The following is a 24,123-nucleotide window of genomic DNA, read 5'->3' as shown; positions in this document are numbered from 1 at the left end:
TTTGGGAGTCATCTGCTTGCCGCCTCCGCAGTCTCCCTTATCTTATATAAAACGCAAAAAGCTCCCTTCTCTCCGAAATGCGGGAAAAGGAAGCCCGGGCCCTTCAAGGAGCGTGACGCATCCGGGGTACGGAAAGAAGGTGTTCCGGCAGCTTTCCGAAGCATCATTATGCGAAAGTCTACTCGGCTTCGCCCCGGCGCCGGTTTTTCGGAAACGCCGAAGCGCCGTCCAGCTTCGTTCTGACGCGCAGCGGCTCTCCCGCCGGCGAATGGATCTGGATCTCCCCGTCGAGATCCGTTCGCCGAACGGCCGAACCGGCTTGTTCCAGGCGCTCGATGATCCCTTCGTTGGGATGGCCGTATGTATTTTTCGCTCCGACGGAGATCAGCGACAGCTTCGGCGACCAGCGGCTTACCCAATCTTCGGTAGACGAATGCTTGCTGCCGTGGTGGCCGACTTTAAGCACTTCCACCGCCTCGCCGTCCCCTTGTTCGTCCAGACGGGCCAAGATTTCCTGTTCCCCGCTCTCGCCGATGTCTCCCGTAAACAAAAAGGAGTGCCCGTTCATGCCGAGTTTGAATACGACCGAGTATTCGTTCTGCTGCTCCAACTCGGGCAGCCGGCCGGCGAACGCTCCGGACGGATTGAGAAATCGCAGTACCGTCCTGTCGTCGGGGCGCCAAACGTCGCCGTCTTGCGGCGCATAAATTTCCGCTCCTCCCCGCAGCGCCGAGAAGAGCAGCTTGTCCAGATCTTCGCCGCCGCTTCGGGTGCCGTTCATGATGAAGCGGTCGACCGGAAGCTCGTCCAGCACGGCAAGCAGCCCACCGTAATGATCGCGATCCCCGTGCGTCAGAATGACCGCGTCCAGACGATGCACGCCGCGCTTTTTCAGCAGCGGCACGACGATGTCCCGCCCCACCTCGTAAGGATCGAGCCGGCGGCGCCACTCCTGGCCGGGACGCTCGAACGTTACCGTGCCGCCTCCGTCGACCAGCAGATGCCTGCCGGACGGCGTCGTAATCAGGATGGCGTCCCCTTGGCCGACATCCAGCATCTGCACCGAGCCCGCCGGATCGGGGCGGGGATGATAGGCGGCCGCGAGCAGAACGGCGAGCAGAGCGAAAGAGGCGGCGGCAAGCGGCGGCCGCATCCGGTTCCGGCGGCTGTCCGGCAGGGCGCCGTAGCGCACGGAGGGCGCGTAAGGCTCGGCAGCGCCGGAGCGGCCGAAGCGCGCGCGCAGAGCGGGCGCGCCGGGCTGCGGCCCGAGCGGCGCCGTGTCGCCGCCGGGGCCGGGAACGGAGGCGGAGCTCCGCGCCGCCTCCCCGCTCTGCCCGTCCGCCCGCGCGGGGGCGGACGAACCGGGATGCCGCGCGCTCCGCAGCGCGGCGAGCAGGAAGATGCCGCCGAGCAGGGCGGCATAATAGAGCGCGATCCAGGCGGGCGACGGCGACGCCCAGACGGTACGCGCCCAGCGGAAGGAGCCGCCGCCGTCCGCGCACCAGAACACGGCGGCGTTGACCAGCCGGACCGGATAGGCCGCCCATCGGGCGCCTTCCATCCAGAAAGTTCCCAGAATCAGGGACGCCGTGCCGAGCGGGATCGAAACCAGGCTGATCAACGGCACAAGCAGCAGATTGGCCGCCACTCCGAGCAGCGGATACTGGTTGAAGTAGTAGATGCCGAGCGGAAACGATACGAGGTCGGCAACGAGCGAAATGGCCGCCGCTCCCGATACGGCCTTCGGCAGGAAGAACAAAATGCTCCGCATCGGACGGACAAGCAGAATAATGCCCGCCGTCACGGCAAAAGACAGCTGGAAACTGACGGCCGTCAAATAATAGGGGTCCCACAGCAGCATCAGCAGGGCGGCCAGGCACAAAATATGCAGGCCGTCCTTCAACCAGCCGCGCCTTGCGGCGTATAAACCGATCATGCCCATCAGTCCCGCACGAACCGCGGACGGCGACGAACCGGTCAGCAGGACGTAAGGCGGAATGGAACAGAGCGCGGCCGTAAGGGCGGTTTCTTTGGAAAGTCCCGATCTGCGCAGAAGAAGCAGTACCGCTCCGACATACAGCCCGACGTGCATTCCGGATATGGCCAGCACATGCGTCATGCCGAGCCTTACGAAGTTCGTATACGTGTCGGGATCGAGCCCGTCTTTCAGGCCGAGGAGCAGGCCCTGCATGTATCCGGCTCCGATGCCCGGATACAGCTCCGCCAGCTTATCCGCAAGACCGGCCCGCAGCTCGTCGTTCCGGCGCAGCAGGAGCAGCCCGTCCGCCGCGGCCTCTTCGGTCTCCACGCTCGAAGCGCCGGCGGCTTTTGCGACCCAATGAATCCGTTTGTTCCTTAAATAGGAGCGGTAATCGAACGCCCCGAAATTCCGGGCTCCCGCCGGAAGTTCCAAGTCGCCCGATACGACCAAGCGATCGCCTCTTCCCCATTCCGCGGCTTCCCGCCGCTCCGACTCGGCCGCCAGCTTAACGCGCACGACAATGTTTTCCGCCCGCCGCAGCTCGGCGAACGAAGCTCCGTCTCCTTCGGAACCGGCGGCGCGTTCCGTTCGCAGTTCGAACATGGCCAGGTCTCCGTCGATTTTGGCCGGGCCCGCCATCGTTCCTTGCAATCTTATGCCGGCATATCCGCCTTCGACCGGATCGCCCAGCACTTCCGGCAGCACGGACGCGTTGCGCGCATCGCGGAACGCTCCGTAGCCCGCCGCCAGCCAAATCGCGAGTCCGAAAACAAGCAGCGCTTTGCCCGAAATCCGGCAGAAGGAAGAGACCGCCAAGAGCAGCAGCGTCAAAGCCGCCAACACGGCGGCCATGCGCAGGCCTTCGTACAGATGAGCCGCAGCCGCTCCGCCTATCCAACAGACCGTGAATGCGACCAGAGGTCTTCGATTCGTTCCCATCGGGCTACAGCGCCAGGTCCGGCAGCATTTTTTCCAGCATCTTGGGACCGATTCCTTTCACTTTGACGATATCCGTCACGTCGCGGAAGGGGCCGTGCTGCGCCCGGTAATCGAGGATGGCCTGCGCCTTCTTCTCCCCGATTCCCGGCAGTTCCATCAGCGCGGCCGCGTCGGCGGAATTGAGCCGAATCTTCCCCTCGTCGGCCGGCGGGGAAACGGGTTCGCCGGAATCCGCCGCCGGTTCAGCCTCGGAGCGGCCCGCCGGCAGCGCGGAGCCGGTTCCGCCCGCCGGCGCAGAAGCGATTTCTTGAACGGCGGTTTTCGCCTCGGCGTCCGCTTCTTTTTTCGCGCTTGCCGTGCCGGATGCTTTTTTCGGGGCATGGTCGGATTCCGCGATTTTTCGCACGTCATTTTTCGGATTTGCCGCTTCCTCCTTCCTGCGGTCTTCCTGCGACGCCGTACCCTCGCTGGCGCTCAAGACCTGCTGTATTTTGGCGTTCAACGGTTCCCAAGGGCCTCCTTCAGGCTCCGTTCCTCCCGCGAACAGCAGCACTCCCGCTCCCAAAACCGCCGATAAGCAGCCCGCCCACAGCCATTCTTTCTTCATCTGCTTCGCCTCCCGAATAAATTCACTCTGCAAATTCGTCAGCCGCCCGCCAATCCGGTTGGCCCGCTTCCCGTTGTTTCCGCTATGCGGCGTCCTGCTCGGCGGTCAGGCTTCGACGCCCGAGACGGCTCAAGCGCCCTCGAACCGTCTTTTTGCGACGCAAAAAGGCCCCCCGTCTCTAGCGCATAAATCGCTAGGGACGAGAGGCCGTGCTTCCCGCATGTTCCCCTAGTGGACGGCCGTGCGTGCTTCGCCCGCCGTCTACTGGTTCATCCGGTAACGGGGATGAGCCGCTGTCCATAAGAACAGAGCAGTAATTGCCGATTGCCTCCATTATAAGAAAAGCACCCGCTTGAAGTCAACGTCTCTAAAATGCTTGAACCGATTCTTACGATACGGGTTCCGAAGCCGGGGTCGGCGGCCGGTAATGCCCGACTTCGCGGAATACGATTCCTTTTTGCGCCATCATCGCATGCACTTTGCCGCTGTCCTTCGGATAGGCCCGGCAGAAGACCACTTCCGTGATACCGCTGTTCGCCAACATGTTGGCGCAGGTCCAGCAAGGCTCGTCCGTAACGTATACGGTCGAGCCTTCGCGGTCGGCGCGGTCGGTAAACAGCAGCAGATTCTGCTCCGCATGGATAGTCCGGACGCAGCGCTGCTTTTTGACGACCTTCTCCTCGCCGCCGCCTTGGACCAGCTCGTATTCTTCGGCGATCATGCAGCCCGCCTCCGAGCAGTCCGGCACGCCCATCGGAGCGCCGTTATAGGCCGTTCCGAGCAGCTTTTTTCCCTGCACCAGCACCGCTCCCACCTGACGCCTCGGGCACTGCGAACGCGTCGACACCATGAAGGCGATATCCATAAAATACGTATCCCAATCTTTGCGCGGATTGCTTCCCATCCCGATCCCCCCGTGCTTCCGTAATCGACCGATCGCATGCCGCAGCGAAACGAACGCGCCCGCGATCGTGCTTTACTCCCCGCCGAAAACGCCGGACGTCGGCCGCTCCGCCGGCAAGCTCCCGGAACAAGCAAAGGGGAGACGGGCAAAGTCCGCCTCGCCTCCCGCTTTTCCCGCATGCTTGCCCGCAGCCGGTTCCGACCGTCTCCCGCGTTAGTTCGCGACGATGTTGACCAGCTTGGCCGGTACGGCGATCACTTTGCGGATCGTTTTGCCGGCCAGAGCGTTCTGCACGTTTTCCAGGCTCATCGCGTGATCTTCCAGCGCCTTCGCGTCCCAATCTTTCTGAACGTTGCTGCGCTGCACGATCTTGCCGTTTACCTGCACGACGATCTCGACTTCGGATTCCGTCGTCCAAGCTTCGTCGAACTGCGGCCATGCGGCATAGGTCAGGCTGTCCGTGCGGCCCATTTTCTCCCACAGCTCTTCGGCGATATGCGGCGCCAGCGGAGACAGCAATTGAATAAAGGCTTCCATCGCTTGACGAGGCAGCTCTTCCTGCTTATAAGCGTCGTTCGTGAAGATCATCAGCTGGCTGATCGCCGTGTTGAAGCGCAGAGCTTCCATGTCTTCCGTCACTTTTTTGACCGTCTTGTGCCAAGTGCGCTTGAATTCGTCCGTACCGGCTGCCGTATCCGAAATTTTCGCGCTCAGGCCGCCGTTATCGTCGACGAACATCCGATATACGCGTGCCAGGAAGCGATGCGCGCCCTCCACGCCGTTCGTATTCCACGGCTTGGTCGCTTCCAGCGGTCCCATGAACATTTCGTAAATGCGCAGCGTATCCGCGCCGAACTCGTTCACGATCTCGTCCGGGTTGATGACGTTGCCGCGCGATTTGCTCATTTTTTCGTTGTTCGGTCCCAGAATCATTCCCTGGTTAACGAGTTTTTGGAACGGTTCTTTCGTGCTGACCACGCCGATATCGTACAGCACCTTATGCCAGAATCTCGCGTACAGCAGGTGCAGCACCGCGTGCTCCGCGCCGCCGATGTAGAGATCGACCGGCAGCCAGTAGTCCAGCTTTTCCTTGGAGCACAGTTCGTCGTCGTTCTTCGGATCGAGATAGCGCAGATAGTACCAGCAGCTTCCCGCCCACTGCGGCATCGTATTGGTCTCGCGGCGCGCTTTCATGCCCGTTTCCGGATCGATCGTGTTGACCCAATCGGTCGCGTTCGCCAGCGGCGATTCGCCCGTGCCCGACGGCTTGATCTCGTCCATCTCCGGCAGCAGCAGCGGCAGGCTCTCTTCCGGCACCGCCTTCATCGTTCCGTCTTCCAGATGGAGGATCGGAATCGGCTCGCCCCAGTAGCGCTGGCGGCTGAACAGCCAGTCTCTCAGACGGTACGTCGTTTTGCCTTCGCCTTTGCCGCTTTCCTCGAGCCACTGGATCATGCGCGCGATCGCGTCTTCCTTGTTCATGCCGTCCAGGAATCCGGAGTTGACGTGCTCGCCTTCGCCCGTGTACGCTTCCTGCTCGATGTCGCCGCCTTTGACGACTTCGATGATCTGAATGCCGAACTTCTTGGCGAATTCCCAGTCGCGGGTATCGTGGCCCGGAACGGCCATGATCGCGCCGGTACCGTAAGCGGCCAGCACGTAATCCGCGATCCAGATCGGCAGCTTCGCTCCGTTCACCGGATTGACCGCGTAAGCGCCCGTGAACACGCCGCTCTTGTCCTTGTTCAGATCCGTACGCTCCAGATCGCTCTTATGCGACGCTTTCTCCTGATACGCTTTGACCGCTTCCTTTTCGTGCTCCGTCGTGATGGCGTCCACCAGCGGATGTTCCGGCGCCAGCACGCAGTACGTCGCGCCGTACAGCGTGTCCGGACGGGTAGTGAAGACGGTGATGTTTTCGTTCGTGCCTTCCACCTGGAACGTCACTTCCGCGCCCTTCGACTTGCCGATCCAGTTGCGCTGCATATCTTTCAAGCTTTCCGGCCAGTCCAAATCTTCCAGATCGTCCAGCAGGCGGTCGGCATACGCCGTGATTCTCAGCATCCACTGGCGCATCGGCTTGCGGATGACCGGATGGCCGCCGCGTTCGCTCTTGCCGTCGATGACTTCTTCGTTCGCCAGCACCGTACCCAGAGCCGGACACCAGTTGACCGGAATTTCCGCCACGTAAGCCAGATCGCGCTTATACAGCTGCAGGAAGATCCATTGGGTCCATTTGAAATATTCCGGGTCGGTCGTGCTGATCTCGCGATCCCAGTCGTACGAGAAGCCGAGCGACTTGATCTGGCGGCGGAAGTTGTCGATATTTTTCAGCGTGAATTCGCGCGGATGGCCGCCGTTGTCGATCGCGTACTGCTCCGCCGGAAGCCCGAACGCGTCCCAGCCCATCGGGTGCATGACGTTGAAGCCCTGCATCCGCTTGTAGCGGGAAACGATATCCGTGGCCGTGTAGCCTTCCGGGTGGCCGACGTGCAGCCCCGCGCCGGACGGATACGGGAACATGTCCATCGCGTAAAACTTCGGCTTGCCGTGGTCCATGTCGTCCGTTTTGAACGTTTTTTCCTCGTCCCATTTCTTCTGCCATTTCGGCTCGATCGTCTGTGCGCGGTAGCCCTGCGAACCGGCTCCCTGCTCGTTTCTTTCGCTCATCGTCATCTGTCCCTTCGCTTCTGAAATCAAAAAAGCCTCCCGCCCTCCGGCGTTATAAACGCCAGGGACGAGAGGCATTGCTTCCCGTGGTACCACCCTGATTAGCGGACCGAATCTGATTCTTCCGCTCACTCAAACATCCGATATCGGGGATGAGCCGATGCGGCTGAACGTCTGCCCGCCGTAGTCGGGGCCGCCGTCTGTCCGCATATCTCCGAGGCGAGTTCGCGCAGGGTTCGCTGCCGGGCTCGCACCAACCGCCGGCTCTCTTGAAAACGTCCGCTGCCTACTGCTCCTCATCATCGACGAGTCTGTCTTCTTTTTCGCTTGCAATGCCCCTATTATATAGAAAACGAAAGACAAAAGTCAATGACTCGGCGCCTTGGCGTCTTAAGCTGTGGTATACTGATAGGCGCTCCCGGTCGCGTGCGCAAGCCGGACCCTGTCCCCGCCGCCGCGCCGGAAGCCGCATAGGCATACGCCCTTTTTATCGACAAGGAGGAATCCAATCCATGTTTACCCCTGAACAGGTCAAACCGTTTATCACGCATGCCGACCCTCTGGTCAGCAACGCGGCGATCCGCTTTTTGGCCGAGACGTATAAATACCCGCAGGATATTTCCGCGCTGGTTCTGGAGAAGCTCGTATCGGCCCCGCACAAGGAAGACGTCTACCTGCACCTTGCAGGCGCCTTTCCCCAGACCAAGGTTACCGTTCAGGCGATGCTGCATCTGCTGAATGCCGGCTTGGTAACGGGCAACGCCCGCGTGTTTCTGTCCCGCATGCTGCTCGGCAGCGACCCGGAACTGCTGAAGCCGGTGCTTCCGCAGATCAAGACGCTGGACGAAGATTGGTACGAAGAGGCGGCGGAGCGCGTGCGCGTCTCTGACCTGAGCAGCGAAGATGTACTGCGTCTTTTTAATGAAGAAACGCGGAAGAACAGCGGGCTAGACTACGGCGATATCGACTACGACAAGCTTGACTTCCTGTTGAGCGAATTGATCGAACGAGAGCTGCTGCAGCCGCGCGAAACGATGGACGAGCTGCAGGATCTGTACATGAAAGAACCGGAATCGATCCGCACGATCTATCTGATCCAGGCCGCCAGCAAGCTGAAGATCGCCTACGTGCTGCCGCTGCTGTACGATGCCCTGAAATCCGACAACGATCTGCTCGCCGAACAGGCCGCGGACGCCCTGGTACGGATGGGCAGCGACGAAGTGATCGAGTATCTCGTCAAAATGTACAACGAAGAAACCGACGGCTTCCTGCTGCTGGCGATCGCCGACGTATTCGCGCGCATTCTGCTGCCTTCCTCCGAAGAAGCGCTGATCGCGCTGCTGGAAAAGGAAGATCATTTTACCCGCATCGCCAAGCTGGCCGACGGTCTCTGCCGCCTCGGTTCCGAGAGCGCCGTTCCGGTCGTGCAGGAGCTGATCAAGATCGGCTACGACAAGGACTACGTCGAGCTGAAAGAATCGATCTACGTCAGCTGCGTCATGCAGGGCCGCGCTCTGCCGGAACTCGATCAATGGCGCCGGGAGATCGCCGAAGAGGACGAGGCCCGGGCGAAGAAGCTGCGGGGCTGACCCTGCCGCTTCGCCAAACTTATTATCCGCTGCAAAAAGCCGCTTCCCAAGGGAAGCGGCCAACTTGTCGAGAAAGTCCAGCGTAGCTAGAAGCGAGAAGACGGAGAGAGAAATTCAGTGAAGGAACGATAGTGTTCGCCTTTGAAATCGGGAAAACTCTGCTAAAATTCGATCTCTTTTCCCGATTTCAACACGCGACCTACAGCCTTTCGAAGAAAGGCACATCGGAAGCATACGCTAACGAATTTCTCTCGGAGTCTTCTCGCTTCCCGCATATACGCAGCTTTCTCGACAGCCTGAGCCGCTTCCCAAGGGAAGCGGCTTTTTGTATTCGCCAGAAATGTCCTTTCGCACGCTGTGCCCGAGACGCGAACGTATTCCGCCCCGCAAAGCGGACGACTTGCCGCTCTACAGCAGCTTGGCGATCGCTTTGATTTCTTCGGCCGATTCCGAAAACTGCTCCATCGAAGCCGCGATCTCCTGCGTGACGGCCGCCTGCTGACTGCTCTGGATCGAGCAGCGGCCCAGCGTGTCGTCGAGATTGGTGATCCGCTTGCGGATCGAAGACAGGATGCTTTCGATCTGGCGCGCCGAACTCGCGCTGGATTCCGCCATCTTGCGGATTTCCTGCGCGACGACGCCGAATCCCCGCCCCTGCTCGCCGGCATGCGCCGCTTCGATCGCGGCATTGATGCCGAGCAGCGTCGAATTTTCCGACACTTCCCGAATAAAAGACAAAATTTCGTCCGTCTGCCGGAGTTCGGCTACGACGCTGTGCCCGATCTCCTGCAGTTCGGCGATCTCCGCGGCCAGCTCGGTCGCCGTGCCGGCAATCTCGTCCGTCGCTTTGCGAATCTGTTCGGAACTGAGCACGAGATGTTCTGCCGCCCCGTCCAGCACTTCCTGGCTGCGCAGGCTGATCCCCAGCGTCAGCACGCCGGCCGGACGCCCGTCGGGCATTTTCCCGAGCGGCTTGGCTATCGACTTAAACGCCGCTCCGTATACTTCGGCCCCGATGCGGCCGCTGAACGTCCGCCCTTCGTCGAGCGCCCGGCGAATGCCTCCCTGCGGCGGAATCGGCGCCCCCGGTTCGACAGGAAGATGAATTTCTTTGCCCGGCAGATGCGCACGGAATTTCTCCTGATCCGTCAGCGCGAACATGACGTCGATCGGGAACAGTTCCTGCACAAGCGGCAGGATCAATTCAAAAGCCTCCTTTAAACGTTCGATGTCTTCCGTTCCCTGCTGTTCTTTCAATTGTACTGTGCTCATAATGCTCGCCCCTTTCCTCAATGCTGCGAATATAGCATTTTACGGCGAACTTGTATGCGCGCTTTGTCGCAGCGTTTCCGGAAATTTTCTACTCCCCGGGATAATCCAGCCTGCGCCGCCGCAGCACGAGAAGCAGAGCTCCCGCCGACAAGCCGGCATACAGCAGAACGGCGCCGATCGGCAGCCACTTCTCGCCGAGCGACAGATCTCCGTAGTACGTCAGCGCATGCAGCGTCAATTGAACGGGCGGCAGGATGTAGGTAAGCCAATCCCATCCTGCGGGCAGCGCGTTTCCGATTCCTCTCGCCCCGAATGCCAACGCGATCCAGAGGACGAGTCCGAACATCGCGTAAAAGCGGGACTCGAACAGCTTGACCGTGAACCAGCCGGCGATCGAGATGCCGAGGCCGGCCAGCACGGTATGGTACAGCACACCCATCCCGAGTTCGCCGGGCATCGGCATGCGGTCGAATGTGCCGAGCAGCACGGGATAAAAGACGGCCAAGACACCGAGCGCCGAAGCAAAAGCCCAGGCATACAGCAGTTTTGCTGCGCTCAACCGCACAAGACTGCGGGCATGCAGCATCGTCGCCATCTCCTGATTGGCGGCTTCGACGTCGATCATCAGGCTGCCGATCGCCGCTCCGGCGACGAACAGCATGGAAGACGTGAACGCGTAGCTGTCCATGACCGGATTGCCGTTCGTGCTGTAAATAAGCGCGAGGATGGCCGCATAGATGACCGTCGGCGCTCCGTAGCGGTAAGAGCGGATGAAGCACCGGTGCAAATATTCCAGAAGCGCGATCATCCTCTCTTCTCCTTTCGTCTAAGCGACAATACCGTGCCGCCGGCAGCCCAAAAATTCTGCATGAAGACTTCGCAGCCGCCCGAAGGAATCAGGCAGCGCAGCGCATTGCCTGCTGCCTGCCACTGCACATCCGGAAACTGTTCGCCCAGCGCCGGCCGTGCTTCTTCGGACAGCAGGCCGTCCAGCTCGTAGAAAATAGGGTCCGTCTCCTCGTCCTCCGCGCCGGCCGCGTCTTCGCGAACGAGTACTCCGCCGCGCAGCCGGTAAGTGGCGCTTACCGCTTCCCAGGACGGAAGCGGATCATGCAGCGCCGTCACGATCGCCGTGCCGCGCGCCCGCAGACCGTGCAGCAGCGTGAGCAGCTTCTCCGACGAATCGGTGTCGAGCCCCGAAAACGGCTCGTCCAGCAGCAGCAGGTCCGGCTCGCCCAGACAGGCCTGCATCAAGTTGACTTTTTGCAGCATGCCTTTGGAATAATGGATCAGCATCGACGAACTGCCCGCCGGCAGATCCAGCAGGACATGCAGCTCTTCGATCCGCTCTTCCAAAGCCGTGCGAGGCATCCCGGCGATCCGTCCCATATGGGTCAAGTATTCGTTCGACGTCATGCGCAGCTTCGGCAGCCGATCCGGCGCGAAGCCGACACGCAGGTCTCGGCTGCCCGGAACGACGCGTCCCGAGCTGGCCGGAATGATGCCGGCCGTCATCTTGAGCAGCGTGCTTTTGCCGGACCCGTTCCCTCCGCGGAGGATGACGCTTTCTCCCTGCCGCAGTTCCAGCGAAATGCCGTCCAGCACCCGGCGCGCGCCGTAGCTGCGGCCGGCCGCCTGCAGCGCGATGACCGGGTCCGCGCCCTGTCGGCGGCGAATCTTTTTTTGCATAACCATGGACATCTCCACCTCCTCTTCCATCTTACGGCAAGGAGACAAGCATTTCAAAAAAGCCCATTGCGGGAATAAGTCTTCATAGCGTTTTTCGAAAACCGAAAAAGCCCCGGCTTCCCGTATGGGGAGCCGGGGCCGTCAAGGCCGCATCCGTTCTCGGGCGGCGTTTCCGCGCCGAAGAACGGTCTCATTTTCACTGCTGCGCTTCCATCTTCGCCTTGTATTCGTCGAGCTGCTTTTGCAGTTCGGCTTTGACCTTGTCGTAGCCGGCCGTCTTCAGCTTATCGCGGAATTCTTCGACCGCCTTGACGGGATCGTCCACCTTGCCGAAGTTGAGCGCCGGACCGAGTTCGCCCGTTACCTGCGAGATGGCTGTCAGCTCGCTTTCGACCGGCGTCTTGTCGAACACGAATTGTCCGTACGGATAAGGAATTTTGATCTTGTCGTACTCCGCGTACAGGTCGCCGATCTTGTCCCAGGTCGTATCGCTCGGAATTTCGAACTTGTCGACCCGGCCGCCCCAGAAGTCGGAGTAAAATTGGTCGCGGGTCTCGTCGTAACCTGCCGGACGCGTCCGCTTGCCGTCCTTGATTTCGTACTGCACGCCTTCGATGCCGTAGTTCAGCAGATGGTAGATCTCTTCGTTGTTGCGGATCAAATCGTACGCCATCAAGGCGCGTTCCGGATTTTTGCTGTGCGCGCCGAGCGACGTGCCGCCGTGCGTGATCGACAGTTCCGTCAAGTTTTTGCCGCCCGTCATGTTGAACGGGAACATCTGCAGCTCGGAACCCGGCTGCGCCTTGTCCATTTCGACGCGCAGACCGGAGAACGTCTGCGTATGGTGCTGATCCAAGCCCGACAAACCGGCTTTAAGCGCGACGCGGTTGTCGTTTTTGTTGTTCAGGGCGTCTTCGCGCCAGAAACCTTTGTCCGCCCACTCCTTCATCAGCTTCGCGTAATCGAGCATTGTATCGCTGAATACCGGCTCCGCGACGGTATATTTCTCGTCGTTCGATTTCGCCGTGAAGACCGGCATATAGCCTGTCGAGATCGGCAGCTCCAGATTGTCCGTATAGGATTGGACGTAGCCGCCCCAGGTCTGCGCGCCCGAAGCCATGTCCCACGGAATGACGTCCGGCTTGTTGTCCTTGATGTACTGCAAATACTGCCCGATTTGCTCCCAATTCTTGATCGGTTCGGCGATGCCGGCCTCCTTCGCCCAATCGCCGCGATAGAAGAAGCCGTGGTTGACCCACTGCGTGTAATCGTTTTCAGGAATGAGAACGATCTTGCCGTTGTATTTGCTTTCGTTCCAGTCTTCTTCCGAAACGGACTTCCACGTCTCCGGCGCGTATTTCGGCAGCAGTTCGTCGAGATTCGTGAACGCCCCGCGCTGCGCGTTGGCCCACGTATCGAGCCAATCCGTGCCGATCGTGATCAGGTCGACCGGTTCGCCGGACGCCAGCAGCAGATTGTATTTGGTCTGCCAATCCGCCCATTCGACCCATTTCCATTCCAGCTCGGCGTTGATTTTTTCCTTCATGATCGCGTTGACCTTGTCCATCACTTTCTCGAACTGCCCGTTCGTCGGCTTGTCGCCGAGCACCACGTAGCTGATCTTCACGAACTTCGACGTATCCGGCGTGCCGTCGGCGTTCGTTCCCTGCGCGGACGATCCGCCCGACCCTCCGCCGCACGCCGTCAGTGCGATCAGCAGCACCGCGCTAAGCAGCGCGGCCATGCTTTTTTTCCATCTCGACATTCGTATACCCCCTCGGAATAATGTGGGATGTCCCAAAGCGTTCAAACCGGCCGGCTTACGGCACGCCGCCTTGCGGCGGCGTTCCCGGCGCGGAGCGGCGAAATGCCGGCGCGCCTTATGTGACGGAAGCGGCGATCAACCTTTGACCGCGCCTACCGTAATGCCCTTGATGAAGTAACGCTGCACGAACGGATAGAACAAGATGACCGGCCCCGTCGCGATGACGGCGATCGCCATTTTCATCGTTTCGATCGGAACGTCGCTCAGCGGCACGTTCGAAGCGGCGGCCGAGTTCCGAATGGCGTCCGCCTTGGTCACGACGTTATACAAATACAGCTGGAGCGGCCGGTACTGCATGTCCGCGGACAGGAACAGCATGGAGTTGTACCATTCGTTCCAGTAGCCCAGAGCGATGAACAACCCGATCGTGGCCAGAGCCGGCGTCGTCATCGGCAGAATCAGCTTGACGAAGATGGTAAAGTCCCCGGCTCCGTCGATCTTCGCCGATTCGGTAATCGCATGCGGGATGGAGCGGACGAAGCTTTTCATCATGATGATCAGAAACGGGCTGAGCAGCCCGGGCAGCAGCACCGCCAGATAGTTGTCCTTCAAATGCAGGTACTGGGTGATCAGCAGGTAGAACGGCACCAATCCCCCGGAGAACAGCGTCGTAAAATAGATGAAGAACGAAATTTTGTTGCGGAACAGGAAGTCGGGACGCTGAAGCGCGTAGCCCGTCATGGCGACGATGAGCAGGCCCACGGCCGTGCCGACTATCGTGATGCCCATCGTCACGGCGTAAGATCCCAGAATCTGTCCCGGATTCTCCAGCACGATTTTATAGGCGAACGTGCTAAATTCCTTGGGCCAAAAATTGAATCCGTACTTTTTGACGGCCGCTTCCGATGTCAGCGAGGTACCGAGCACCAGCAGGAACGGAAGCAGGCAGCACAGGGCGAACCCGCCGATGCAAATGTAGCTGATGCCCCGGATAATGAGGCCGCTGCGGTCCGTCGCTCTCCGGCTGCTTTGCGTTTTTTCGTCTATCATGTCCATCGCATACCCCTCCTCTGCTTAAAAGAGCGAATTTTCCGGCGACAGCTTGCGCACGAGCCAGTTGGCGGTCAATACGATCGCGAATCCGAACAGCGACTGGTACAGGCTGACCGCGCTGCCCAGCGAGAAATTGAAGTTGGTCATCAGCGAGCGGAACACGTAAGTCTCGATGATATCGGTGGTGGCGTAGAGGGCCGTATTGTTCGCGCCGACCAGGTTGTAGATCAGGCCGAAGTTGCCTTTGAGGATGCCGCCGAGCGAGAACAGCAGCAGGATGATGAAGGTCGGCTTCAACCAGGGGAGCACGATATGGCGGATGCGCTGGAAGGCGTTCGCCCCGTCGATCTCGGCCGCTTCCACGATCTCGTTGTCGAGGCCCATGATGGCGGCGAAGTAGACGATCGAACCGTAACCGGTCGCCTGCCAGAGGTAGGTGAGCACGATGATGAACGGCCAGGCGTTCGGGCTGGTATAGACTTTGAGCGGCTCCATGCCGAGCGACTGCAGGATGCCGTTCAGCAGACCGTAGTCGTAGCTGAGGATATTGTAAGCGATGAGGCCGATCAGGACGGCGGAGATGAAGTGCGGCAGGAACATGAGCGTCTGCGAGACTTTTTTGAACCACTTGCCTCTCAGTTCGTTGAGCAGCACCGCCACCGCGATCTGCAGCACGTTGCCGAGCAGGATGAAGGCCAGGTTATACGCGACGGTATTGAACGTGAGCCTCCACAGATCGCCCGTCATGACGAGGAAACGAAAATTTTCGAAGCCCACGAAAGGACTGCCGAAGATCCCGTCGGAATAGTTGTACTTGATAAAAGCGAGATACAGTCCCGGCATCGGCAGATACGCAAAAACGACGAAAAACGCGACGGCAGGCAGACACATAATCAGCAGCGTGCGGTTGTTTTTGAACTTCTTCCACCACGATCCCGTCCGCTTCTCGGCATGTTCCATGCTCGCTTCTTTCTCGGTTAACACGGACAATCCAATCCCTCCTCCTCAGGTCGGCACAGCAGATGCGAAATGAAACCGATTACATTTTAACTGCGACAAATAGGGAACCTTTTTCCCGGCTTATGCGTGCTTCTCATACCGATCATACGAGTTTAGGCGATAATCCCGAGCGGTTCCCTGGTTTGCGGCGAATTGCAGTGAAACCCGTTTCATTCTCAAACAAAATGTAAGGGCTTTCTTTTGACAACAGAATAATCCTAGTTTCCGGCGATGTCAATCCTTTTCGCAAAAAATCAAGCCCCCGGAACATCCGGGGGCGGCGCGGTCGTTTCCCGTACGATCAGCTCCGGGACGATTGATTGAAGCGCCGGAACTTTTTTTCCGGCGATCATTTTATCGAGCGTTTTCGCGGCTTGGCGGCCGATTTCCTGCGATTTGAGCGAGACGGTCGTCAGCTCGGGAATACTGTAGGTGGCCTGCGGAATATCGTCGTAACCGACGATCGACAGCTCTTCCGGCACGGCGATGCCCGCGCGGTGCGCCGCCTTCAGCGCTCCGATCGCCAGCAGGTCGTTCAAGCAGAACATGGCCGTCGGGCGGCGCTTCATATTCAGCAGCCGGGCGGCGAATTCCTGCCCTTTTTCCACGGAAAATCCTTCGGTCAGCGTCCATTCCCTGCGTACCGCGAGTCCCGCGTCCTTCATCGCCGAACGGAATCCGGACAGCCGCTGCTGGGTATTGCTCATCTTCGCGTAGCCGCCGATCAAGGCGATATCCCGGTGCCCCAAACCGATCAAATGCTGCACGGCAAGCTGCGCGCCCAGCTTCTGGTCGGCGGACACCCGGTTCAGCTTCGTTTTCGGCAGACTTCCGTTGAGCAGCACGATGGGGACCCGCTTGGCGAGCTCCTCCACTTCCCTCGCCAGCTCGGGGTCGGGTTTGGCCAAATCGACGCGGCCGCCGATCATGACGATGCCGTCGACCTGCTTTTCCATCAGCAGTCCCAAATACTGCGATTCCCGCTCGTACTGGCGATCGTAGAGCCTCTGATTCTCTTCGTTCGTGGAAATCGTGTCGCATAAAAAATACGTATAGCCGAGCCTGCGCGCTTCGGAGTCGAAGCCGGACAGCACCTCGGGGAAAAAGGGATTCGTGATATCGGGCAGAATGAATCCGATCATGCCGGTCTCCTTGCGCGTCAAGCTGCGGGCCAGCGCGTTCGGCTGAAATTGATGCTTGTTCATCAGCGCGACGATCCGGTCCCTCGTTTCCTTTTTGACGGGCGCGGTATTGTTCAGCACTCTCGATACGGTAGCTACCGAAACATTGGCTTCCCTTGCGATATCGTATACGGTTACCGGTCGCATCTTCTATTCCTCTTTCCCCGTGGATTTGTCCACTCGATGGATTGTTTTCATGAAACAGGTTTCATTCTGGCTTCGATTATACGCGCCGCGCATACCGGAAGCAATTGGAAGCTGTCCGCGCCGCGAAACCTTTTCTTTCTTGCTTGGGAGATTGGCGATGCTTCGGTTATTTTCCGGTCTGCCGAATTTACCTTACGCTCTTCCTGTAAGCGCCCGGCGTCATGCCCGCGAACTGCTTGAACTGACGCATGAAATGGGTTTCGTTGTCGTACCCGCACAATCTGCCGATCTCCCCGACGGAACGCTTCGTGCTCCCGAGCAGATACTGGGCATATTCCACGCGGCCGCGAATCATATCCGTAAGAACGGAGCAGCCGAACAGTTCTTTGTACAAGTGCTGAAAATACGACTTGCTCAAATTCAACCGGCCCGCCAGTTCCTCCACCGATACCCGGGCATCCGGCGAACCGTACAGCTCGCCGCGCAGGCGGGACAGCATCTCCGCGTAACGGTCGGTGCGGGCCGGCACGGACCGCCTCGCCAGCGCGTTGCCGAGTTTCGTGAACAACCCGCGCAGTTCCAAATCGACGATGCGATCGCGATACGGACCGAGTTCCCGCTCCGCCCGCCGCAGTTCGAGCATATGCCGCGGCACGAGCGACGGATCGGAGGCCCGGATCAGCCGGTCCGTCGGAAAATCGAGCTGCCCGAGCAGTTCGTCCAACTCTTCCCCTTCGCAGTGAAACCAGTCGTTGACGAAAGGCTTTTCCAGGTCCCGGTACGCATGCGGCGCGCTGGGCGAGAACAGGATATACGAATTCGGCTCCGCCTGCTCCAGTCGGCCGTCCACCCTGATCTCCGCCCGCGAACGGAAAAACACGAACGCGTAATTCCCCGCGCCCCGCGGGCGCTCGATCTCGATTCCTTCGCGATGCGCAAAGCGGCATCCGCAGCCGATCAGCCGAATCATCGCCTTCCTCCTCCCTATACGTTCGAGCACGATCCGTCAGTTTTTAACCAGTATAATTCATTGTTCTTCGCTTCGGCAAACGGCTATACTGGGAGCGATATTTCCCGAAGGAGCTGAACGGATTGGACGCTTATCTTTTCGTGCATTTCAAGGAAAAAACGACGCCGGACGGCGAGCAGGTCTATTTTGCGCTCAGCCGGGACGGATTTCACTGGGAAGCGGCAAACGGCGGGCAGCCGATATTGGAAAGCACGCTCGGCGAGCGGGGCGTGCGCGATCATACGATCGTTCGCACCGACGAAGGCAAGTTTTACCTTCTCGCTACCGACCTCAGCCTGGCCAATTCTTTTCGCGGCAAATATAAAGGGGATTGGGCGAATATCGGAACGGGCGGCAGCAAATGCCTGTCCCTGTGGGAATCCGACGATCTCGTAAACTGGTCGGCGCAGCGGCTGATCGAACTCGGCGACGAGAATTTCGGCTGTCTCTGGGCTCCGGACATTATCCGCGATCCGGGGGAAGGCGACTACGTCGTGCACTGGTCGTCTTCGCACGCTTCCAACGGCTACGGGCCGAAAGCGATCTATTATTCGCGCACCCGGGACTTCGAACGTTTCACGGCGCCCGAGCTGCTGTGCCGAAAATCCGACAGCGGCATTATCGACTCCGCGATCTACGAAGAAGACGGCTTCTTCTATCGCTTCCTCAAGAGCGAGGCCAATCCCGAGACGCTGATCTTGGAAAAAGGAAGCTCGATCACCGGAGACGATTATGTGCGCGTTCCGGCGTTCGATGAAGAAATGGCCAAGCTGCAGCAGGGCGTATACGAAGCGCCGACCGCTTTCCGGCTGCCGGACGGCAGATGGTGCCTGATGTTGGACTTTTACGGCGTACAGGGCGAAGGTCAGGGCTACGTTCCGTTCATCGCGGATTCGCTGGCGGAAGGCCGTTTTATTCGCTCGGACACAAGCTTCGGTTTTCCGTACGGCTTCAAGCACGGAACCGTGCTGCGCATTACCGAAAAAGAATACGGGCGAATAGAAGCACGATACGGCGCAGGCTCGATCCCGGCCGCAGCGAACGAAAACGTTTAGCCCGCGGACACGACTGGCCGGGCGAATGCTTCGTCCCGAATCTCCTCCGTATCGACGGCTGCGAGCCGCGCGTAAATTCCTTTCGACCGGACGCCTTTACGGGCAGCCCGGTCTTTTTTTGCGCAAAAAAAGATATTGACACCAATTTAGCTCGAGCGTATAATCTATTTTTGTAAGAAATCACTTCTTCGAGACGTAGCTCAGCTTGGTAGAGCGCTTGCTTCGGGAGTAAGAGGCCGCAGGTTCGAATCCTGTCGTCTCGATTCGAAGAAACACAAAAATCGCGGTCCATGCGGACCGCGATTTTTTTATGCTTTTTATTGGCGCAACGCCGGAGGACGTTTAGACTTTAAAACGTCCCACCGTCTGCTGCAGCTCCTCGGCCATCGAACTGAGCGCCGTCGAAGAAGAGCTGATTTCTTCCATTGCCGCAAGCGTTTCCTGCGCGGCGGCGGCGATTGTCTGCGTACCGGCGGAAGCTTCGTCGGCTACGCCGGAAATCCCGTCGATCGCCTGCATCATCGTTTGAGTCCCCTGCGAGATCGCCTGCGAGCGGTCGAACACGTCCTGAATCTGCTCCGTAACCAGTACGACGGATTCGCGGATTTCTCCGAAGATTGCCTGCGTCTGCGTAATGACGCCGATCCCGTCTCCCACTTCTCGCGTTGCCGAATCTACGGATCGCACGACGCCTTCGATGTCCTGCTGGATCCCGCCGATTAGCTCTTCGATCTGCTTGGTCGACTGCGACGACTGCTCCGCCAGCTTACGTACTTCGTCCGCCACGACCGCGAAGCCTCGGCCCTGTTCGCCGGCACGCGCCGCTTCGATCGCGGCGTTGAGCGCCAGCAGATTCGTCTGGCTGGAGATGTCGTGGATCACGCGAATGATATCCCCGATCTGTTCGGATCTCTGTCCAAGACCCTGCACCACTTGGGAAAGGGAGGTAACCGTATCCGAAATGGAGTTCATCTGCTCGATCGCGGTTCCGACCGAACGCCCGCCTTCCTCGGATTTGACCGACGTATCGGCCGCGGTCGCGTATACCGCCTGCGCGCTCGCCGCGATCTCCTCGACGCCGGAAGCGGTGGCCCGTCCGGCTTCGCTCGACGATCTCGCCTGGAGGCTCTGGGCATCCGCTCCTTCGGCCATATCCTGGGCGTAGCCGGCAATCTGTTCGGTCGCCCGAGTCGTCTGCTCCGAGCTCGCGGCCAGCTCTTCCGAGGAAGCCGCCAACTGGTTGGTCGTATCCGTGACGCTGACGATTACTTCGCGAAGCGAATCGACCATGCGGTTAAAGCTTTGGCCAAGCTGCCCCAGTTCGTTGCTTCCCGTATACTCCACCTTTTGCGTCAGGTCCCCGCTTCCGATTACCGCCGTCGTTTTGTTGAGCGAGCGCAGCGGAACGAGAATGGAACGGATGACCGGGAAGGCAACTGCCGTCCCTCCGAAAAGAGCGACAATGATAACGATCAGGGTCGTATTCAGCACGCCCGAAGCGGCTTCTCCGAATTCCGACGTATACAGGGTTCCGGCGATTTTCCAGCCTGTCAATTCGTTCGTCGCGAACACAAGCTGCTTCTGCGAACCTTCGTACTCGTACCGAAATTGGCCCGAGTCCGCGGTATAGACTTGATCGTAATAGTAAGCGTCGGGCGCTTTGCTGCCGGCTTTTTGTGTCGGGTGATAAACATACTTCTTCTCGCCGTCCAAAATGTAAACATAGCCTTTTTCGCCGATTTTGACGTTTTTGGCAATCTCTTCGATCTGGTTCAGCGCCACGTCGACGGCCGCCACGCCGCGTCCGTCGCTCGTCGCTTTCGAGAAAGTGACGACCAAGTTGCCGGAAGCGCTCGATACGTAAACGGGACTGACGGTTATCTTGTCTTTGGCCTCTAAGGCCGCGGCATACCAAGGACGGGTTCTGGCATCGAAGTCCGCCGTATTTTTCATGCTGGAAGGCGAATTGATATACAGGCCGCTTTCCGTGCCGATATAAGCCAGTTCCGCTTCCGGATGTGCCTCTTTGTATAAATCCAGTTCTCGCGATACCTGCGCGCTGATACCCAGGTTTTGTCCCGAGGGAGCGTTCACGGAGCCGAGTTCCACCGAGTTGGCCAACAGATTCACTTCCTGCTCTTTGGCCTGAACGAATTGCTCGATCGCCGCGTTCAACAGCTCGACGCTGCTGTCCGCTTTCCGAATCACTTGATCTTCTACCGTGCGCGCGGCTTCGCCGTAAGCGAAGTATCCGATCAGTACGCTAGGAATAAGCAGAACCGCGACAAAAGAAGCGATCAGTCGAAACCGGATAGACATGTTTCTCAGCGAAAAGCTGCGGTTTCTTTTATTTCTCTCTCTTTTTCTCAAAAAAATCGATCCCCTCGCTTGATTGATAAATACACGGCTGTTTACAGACCTGACCCGTCTATTTAAACAGACAAATAAGTATATCGACGAAAAAGGCAGGGATTGAATAGCCATTCTTCATTTTCAGGCAATAATATTAACGAAAACGTTTATGAAATTCCAAAACCCTTCAACTTCGTTTGTTTTTTCGGTTTAGTCAGGTTTTTTATTTCGAATTTTTCATATATTGATTTTTAATTTTTGCTTCATTTGAAGTCGAAGATTGCAGACGCCATCTTTGACGCACAATAAAAAAGAACGAGCCCCGACTCGCTCTTTCCGATGTTTTCTTTTTCGTCTTCCTGCACATGTACAGTTAGGCTAGGACGGAATTTGCGATGACGACTCAAAAAGAGCTCTGCCGCGGCTCCCGTTCGCCCGTCCCGAAATTCCGTCAAATTCCAGCAGCAGCCGGGTGCCGTCCGAGTCGGTGTACAGAAAAATCCGATCCGTGGAAGCATACATGAGACCGAATCCGCGTCCGAGCGAACGCTTGCTGCTGTACCCCGAAACGACGAACGTTTTGGGCAGATCGTGCAGCGCGATGCCGGAACCTTCGTCGCGCACGAAAATTTGCAGCACGTTTTCGCGCGCGAACACCGTCACTTCGCCGCCCAACGCATGCTTGAGCATATTCGTCGCGGCTTCGGATACCGCCAGTTTGACCTGCATAAGCCGCTTGGGGTCGCCCGCCTCCATATAACTTGCCGCCAAGTCGCGGCTGCGTCCGATATCCGCTTTCCCCGCAACCGTTACGCTGTCCAATCGAGCCCCAAGACGCGCAAGCAGCTCTCCATCCGTCTCGCACAGCCGTACCCTTCCTTCGGACAGCGCGGATATGATTTCGCGGTACGCGCTCAGCGTCTCCGTACGCAGACGCTCCCGATAGGCGAGTGCCGGCGTAATGTCCGTCAGCGCGATCCGAACCTCTCGGTTCTCCGGATAAAAATGAGCCTCATACGTTCGGCTCTCGCAGGATAACAGCTCGTAGAAAGAAGTTTGATCGGCTTCCGCGCGGCGGGCCAACCGTACGATGGGAGCTTCCAGTTCCGGCTGCTCCAACCCGTACAGCAGGCCGTCCGCGCCCAGCTTCAGCATGGTGCTCAGGCCGACAAAGGAGCCTTGTTCTTCGGCCAATACGGCACGCGCTTCTTCGGCCTGTTCCGGCAGGGTAGACCTCTTGTTTCCATTCTCCTGCAGCGGGCCCGACACTAATCCTCTAAGCTCCAGCCGCTCTCGAGCAGTCTGCACGAAATGGAGATCGACCTGCGCCGCCAGAGCCGGATCGATTTCGCGGCCGGACAGCTTGGCGACGTAGGCGCATACCGCTTGATCGTCGCCTTCGCGTCTGAGCAGATGATCGAGCCGGCTGCTCAGCGCCAGGATGCGCGATTCGTAAGGAATGTTTTTTCCGCGCAGTCCCGCCGGAAATCCTCGGCCGTCCCAACATTCATGATGGTGCCGGACCCATAACGCCGCCCGGTCGTCTTCGATCAGCGTCCGGACGATCTCCGCGCCTTTCTCGCTGTGGGAGCGATATTCGTCTTCTTCGGACAATGAGAGGGCACCCCGTTTGGTGAACAAATAAGCGGGCAGCGCCGATTTGCCGATGTCGTGCTGAATCGCGGCCTGGATGAACACCCGCTTTTTCTTTCGCGGATAAGACAGCCGTTCCAACAGATGATCGGCAATGACGCCGGTCCGGATGCCGTGCCCTTCGAGATCGGGCGACAACCGCGACTCGAACAGCAGGCTGAAACGTTCGAATGTGCGGCGCCAGCCGGCGACCTCCCTGATATACACACCCGAGAAATACAAAATGAAAAACAGCAGCAGCCCCGTGTAAATCAGATCGCCCAACATTTCTTTTTCCAGCAGGTTGCGCAGAAAATGCGGAATGACAACGACGCACAGCAAAATCGGCACAAGCGCTTCCTTCAATCGTTCCCGGACGCCCGACAGCAGCGCCTTGCCCGACAGCATCTTGCGCATGCCGGCATCGAGCGGAAGTCTCACCGCTTCGAACATCAGCGCGGCGGCGGCGGCCTGCGCATAAAGCGGGGCGTCCGTCCATACGGCATGCAGCCCCTGAAGCGCGAGCGCCGCTCCGCAGGTGCTGAGCGTATAGATACCGAGGCGGACCAGCCAGCGAACGGGATCGAACGACGCCGGGCGAAACCCGCACTGTCTGGACTCATTGGCCAGACAGCTGATGAACACGCCCAGCAGCGCCGTGTAGAGGCCGAAACCGATCAATAGGGACAAAAATCCGATCAGGCCGGCACCGAACTCTTCTCCGCTGATCAAACGGATCGGAAACAGGTCGAGCAGCAGCGTCAGCAGCAGAATCGGCAGCATGTGCATCCAGGACACCTGCCCGGCTCCGACGGCAAGAATCGCCCCGTAAAGAAACCCGGCCAATGCCCAAAACGGATAAGGCGCTTTTTTTCCGTTTGCCGCATTCGGTGGTATATTCAAGCTCATCGGTTCCTTTCATATGGAATGGCCGGACGGGAGATCGCTCAGTCGAAGGCTTCCTCGCCGAGAATTTCGCGAATCTGCAGCAGCTCGAACACTTCCATGACCTCGGGACGCACGTGCTCGATCTTGACGGAGCGTCCTCTTTCCCGCAGTTCGTCGACCGTGCGAATGATCAGTCCGATGCCGGAAGAGTCGACGAAATACACTTCGCCGAAATTCAGCCGGATATTCGGATATTCCGAAACGGCGGGCAGAATGTCTTCTTCCAGCACCTCGCCGCTTTCGATATCAAGGTCGCCTTCGAAAATAACGACCGCTTCGTCTTCGTTTCTGTTGATCTGGTAAGCGAACATGCGGTTCCTCCTCTTTTTTG

Annotated in this window: 17 protein-coding genes and 1 tRNA gene; 3 read left to right on the top strand and 15 right to left on the bottom strand. The window is 58.9% G+C overall.

Going from position 1 to position 24,123, the window contains the following annotated elements; translation table 11 throughout:
* Nucleotides 1-178: 178 nt before the first annotated feature.
* The 4 genes from GYN08_RS00655 to leuS all read right to left on the bottom strand — a co-directional run bounded on the left by GYN08_RS00655 (nucleotide 179) and on the right by leuS (nucleotide 7,101).
* The gene (locus GYN08_RS00655; protein ID WP_166271527.1) at nucleotides 179-2,920 is read right to left on the bottom strand and encodes a ComEC/Rec2 family competence protein; all 2,742 of its coding nucleotides are present in this window, start codon (nucleotides 2,918-2,920) and stop codon (nucleotides 179-181) included.
* A 4-nt stretch (nucleotides 2,921-2,924) separates the two neighbouring features.
* Entirely contained in the window at nucleotides 2,925-3,527 is a 603-nt protein-coding gene (locus tag GYN08_RS00650; protein ID WP_166271525.1) for a ComEA family DNA-binding protein, read from the bottom strand.
* Between the two features lie 388 nt (nucleotides 3,528-3,915).
* Complete coding sequence (locus GYN08_RS00645; RefSeq protein WP_166271523.1) at nucleotides 3,916-4,431, bottom strand: deoxycytidylate deaminase; 516 nt, start codon at nucleotides 4,429-4,431, stop codon at nucleotides 3,916-3,918.
* Between the two features lie 213 nt (nucleotides 4,432-4,644).
* Nucleotides 4,645-7,101, bottom strand: a complete 2,457-nt coding sequence (gene leuS, locus GYN08_RS00640) for a leucine--tRNA ligase (RefSeq protein ID WP_166271521.1) — start codon at nucleotides 7,099-7,101, stop codon at nucleotides 4,645-4,647.
* 512 nt (nucleotides 7,102-7,613) lie between these two features.
* Here leuS and GYN08_RS00635 point away from each other — a divergent pair.
* The gene (locus GYN08_RS00635; RefSeq protein ID WP_166271519.1) at nucleotides 7,614-8,690 is read left to right on the top strand and encodes a HEAT repeat domain-containing protein; all 1,077 of its coding nucleotides are present in this window, start codon (nucleotides 7,614-7,616) and stop codon (nucleotides 8,688-8,690) included.
* A gap of 408 nt (nucleotides 8,691-9,098) precedes the next feature.
* Here GYN08_RS00635 and GYN08_RS24015 read toward each other — a convergent pair whose 3' ends face one another.
* The 8 genes from GYN08_RS24015 to GYN08_RS00595 all read right to left on the bottom strand — a co-directional run bounded on the left by GYN08_RS24015 (nucleotide 9,099) and on the right by GYN08_RS00595 (nucleotide 17,766).
* On the bottom strand, nucleotides 9,099-9,962 hold the full coding sequence (locus GYN08_RS24015) for a methyl-accepting chemotaxis protein (protein WP_166271517.1): 864 nt from the start codon (nucleotides 9,960-9,962) through the stop codon (nucleotides 9,099-9,101).
* Between the two features lie 88 nt (nucleotides 9,963-10,050).
* Complete coding sequence (locus tag GYN08_RS00625; protein WP_166271515.1) at nucleotides 10,051-10,770, bottom strand: hypothetical protein; 720 nt, start codon at nucleotides 10,768-10,770, stop codon at nucleotides 10,051-10,053.
* The gene (locus GYN08_RS00620) at nucleotides 10,767-11,657 is read right to left on the bottom strand and encodes an ATP-binding cassette domain-containing protein (protein WP_166271513.1); all 891 of its coding nucleotides are present in this window, start codon (nucleotides 11,655-11,657) and stop codon (nucleotides 10,767-10,769) included. Before GYN08_RS00620 ends, GYN08_RS00625 begins: the two co-directional genes overlap by 4 nt.
* Nucleotides 11,658-11,847: 190 nt before the next feature.
* Nucleotides 11,848-13,416: an ABC transporter substrate-binding protein gene (locus GYN08_RS00615; protein WP_166271511.1), complete on the bottom strand. Its 1,569-nt coding sequence runs from the start codon at nucleotides 13,414-13,416 to the stop codon at nucleotides 11,848-11,850.
* A gap of 135 nt (nucleotides 13,417-13,551) precedes the next feature.
* Nucleotides 13,552-14,472, bottom strand: coding sequence for a carbohydrate ABC transporter permease (locus GYN08_RS00610; protein WP_408015037.1), 921 nt, complete (start codon nucleotides 14,470-14,472; stop codon nucleotides 13,552-13,554).
* An 18-nt stretch (nucleotides 14,473-14,490) separates the two neighbouring features.
* On the bottom strand, nucleotides 14,491-15,429 hold the full coding sequence (locus GYN08_RS00605) for an ABC transporter permease (protein WP_166273052.1): 939 nt from the start codon (nucleotides 15,427-15,429) through the stop codon (nucleotides 14,491-14,493).
* Nucleotides 15,430-15,722: 293 nt separating this feature from the next.
* Nucleotides 15,723-16,796: a LacI family DNA-binding transcriptional regulator gene (locus GYN08_RS00600; RefSeq protein ID WP_166271509.1), complete on the bottom strand. Its 1,074-nt coding sequence runs from the start codon at nucleotides 16,794-16,796 to the stop codon at nucleotides 15,723-15,725.
* Between the two features lie 187 nt (nucleotides 16,797-16,983).
* Nucleotides 16,984-17,766, bottom strand: coding sequence for a helix-turn-helix domain-containing protein (locus tag GYN08_RS00595; RefSeq protein ID WP_166271507.1), 783 nt, complete (start codon nucleotides 17,764-17,766; stop codon nucleotides 16,984-16,986).
* A gap of 122 nt (nucleotides 17,767-17,888) precedes the next feature.
* Here GYN08_RS00595 and GYN08_RS00590 point away from each other — a divergent pair, with 122 nt between their 5' ends.
* Both GYN08_RS00590 and GYN08_RS00585 read left to right on the top strand, forming a co-directional pair.
* Nucleotides 17,889-18,860: a glycoside hydrolase family 43 protein gene (locus tag GYN08_RS00590; protein WP_166271505.1), complete on the top strand. Its 972-nt coding sequence runs from the start codon at nucleotides 17,889-17,891 to the stop codon at nucleotides 18,858-18,860.
* Nucleotides 18,861-19,049: 189 nt separating this feature from the next.
* Nucleotides 19,050-19,123, top strand: a tRNA-Pro gene (locus GYN08_RS00585).
* A gap of 79 nt (nucleotides 19,124-19,202) precedes the next feature.
* Here GYN08_RS00585 and GYN08_RS00580 read toward each other — a convergent pair.
* The 3 genes from GYN08_RS00580 to GYN08_RS00570 form a co-directional block, all read right to left on the bottom strand.
* A complete protein-coding gene (locus GYN08_RS00580) occupies nucleotides 19,203-21,179 on the bottom strand; it encodes a methyl-accepting chemotaxis protein (protein WP_166271503.1) in 1,977 nt (658 codons plus the stop codon).
* 411 nt (nucleotides 21,180-21,590) lie between these two features.
* Nucleotides 21,591-23,747, bottom strand: a complete 2,157-nt coding sequence (locus GYN08_RS00575) for an HD domain-containing phosphohydrolase (RefSeq protein ID WP_166271501.1) — start codon at nucleotides 23,745-23,747, stop codon at nucleotides 21,591-21,593.
* 44 nt (nucleotides 23,748-23,791) lie between these two features.
* Complete coding sequence (locus tag GYN08_RS00570; RefSeq protein ID WP_166271499.1) at nucleotides 23,792-24,103, bottom strand: STAS domain-containing protein; 312 nt, start codon at nucleotides 24,101-24,103, stop codon at nucleotides 23,792-23,794.
* Nucleotides 24,104-24,123: the final 20 nt, after the last annotated feature.

Source organism: Saccharibacillus alkalitolerans (assembly GCF_011090185.1).
Classification (GTDB): domain Bacteria; phylum Bacillota; class Bacilli; order Paenibacillales; family Paenibacillaceae; genus Saccharibacillus; species Saccharibacillus alkalitolerans.
The sequence above is the reverse complement of the archived record's forward strand: the minus strand, read 5'-3'. Positions and strand labels throughout refer to the sequence as shown.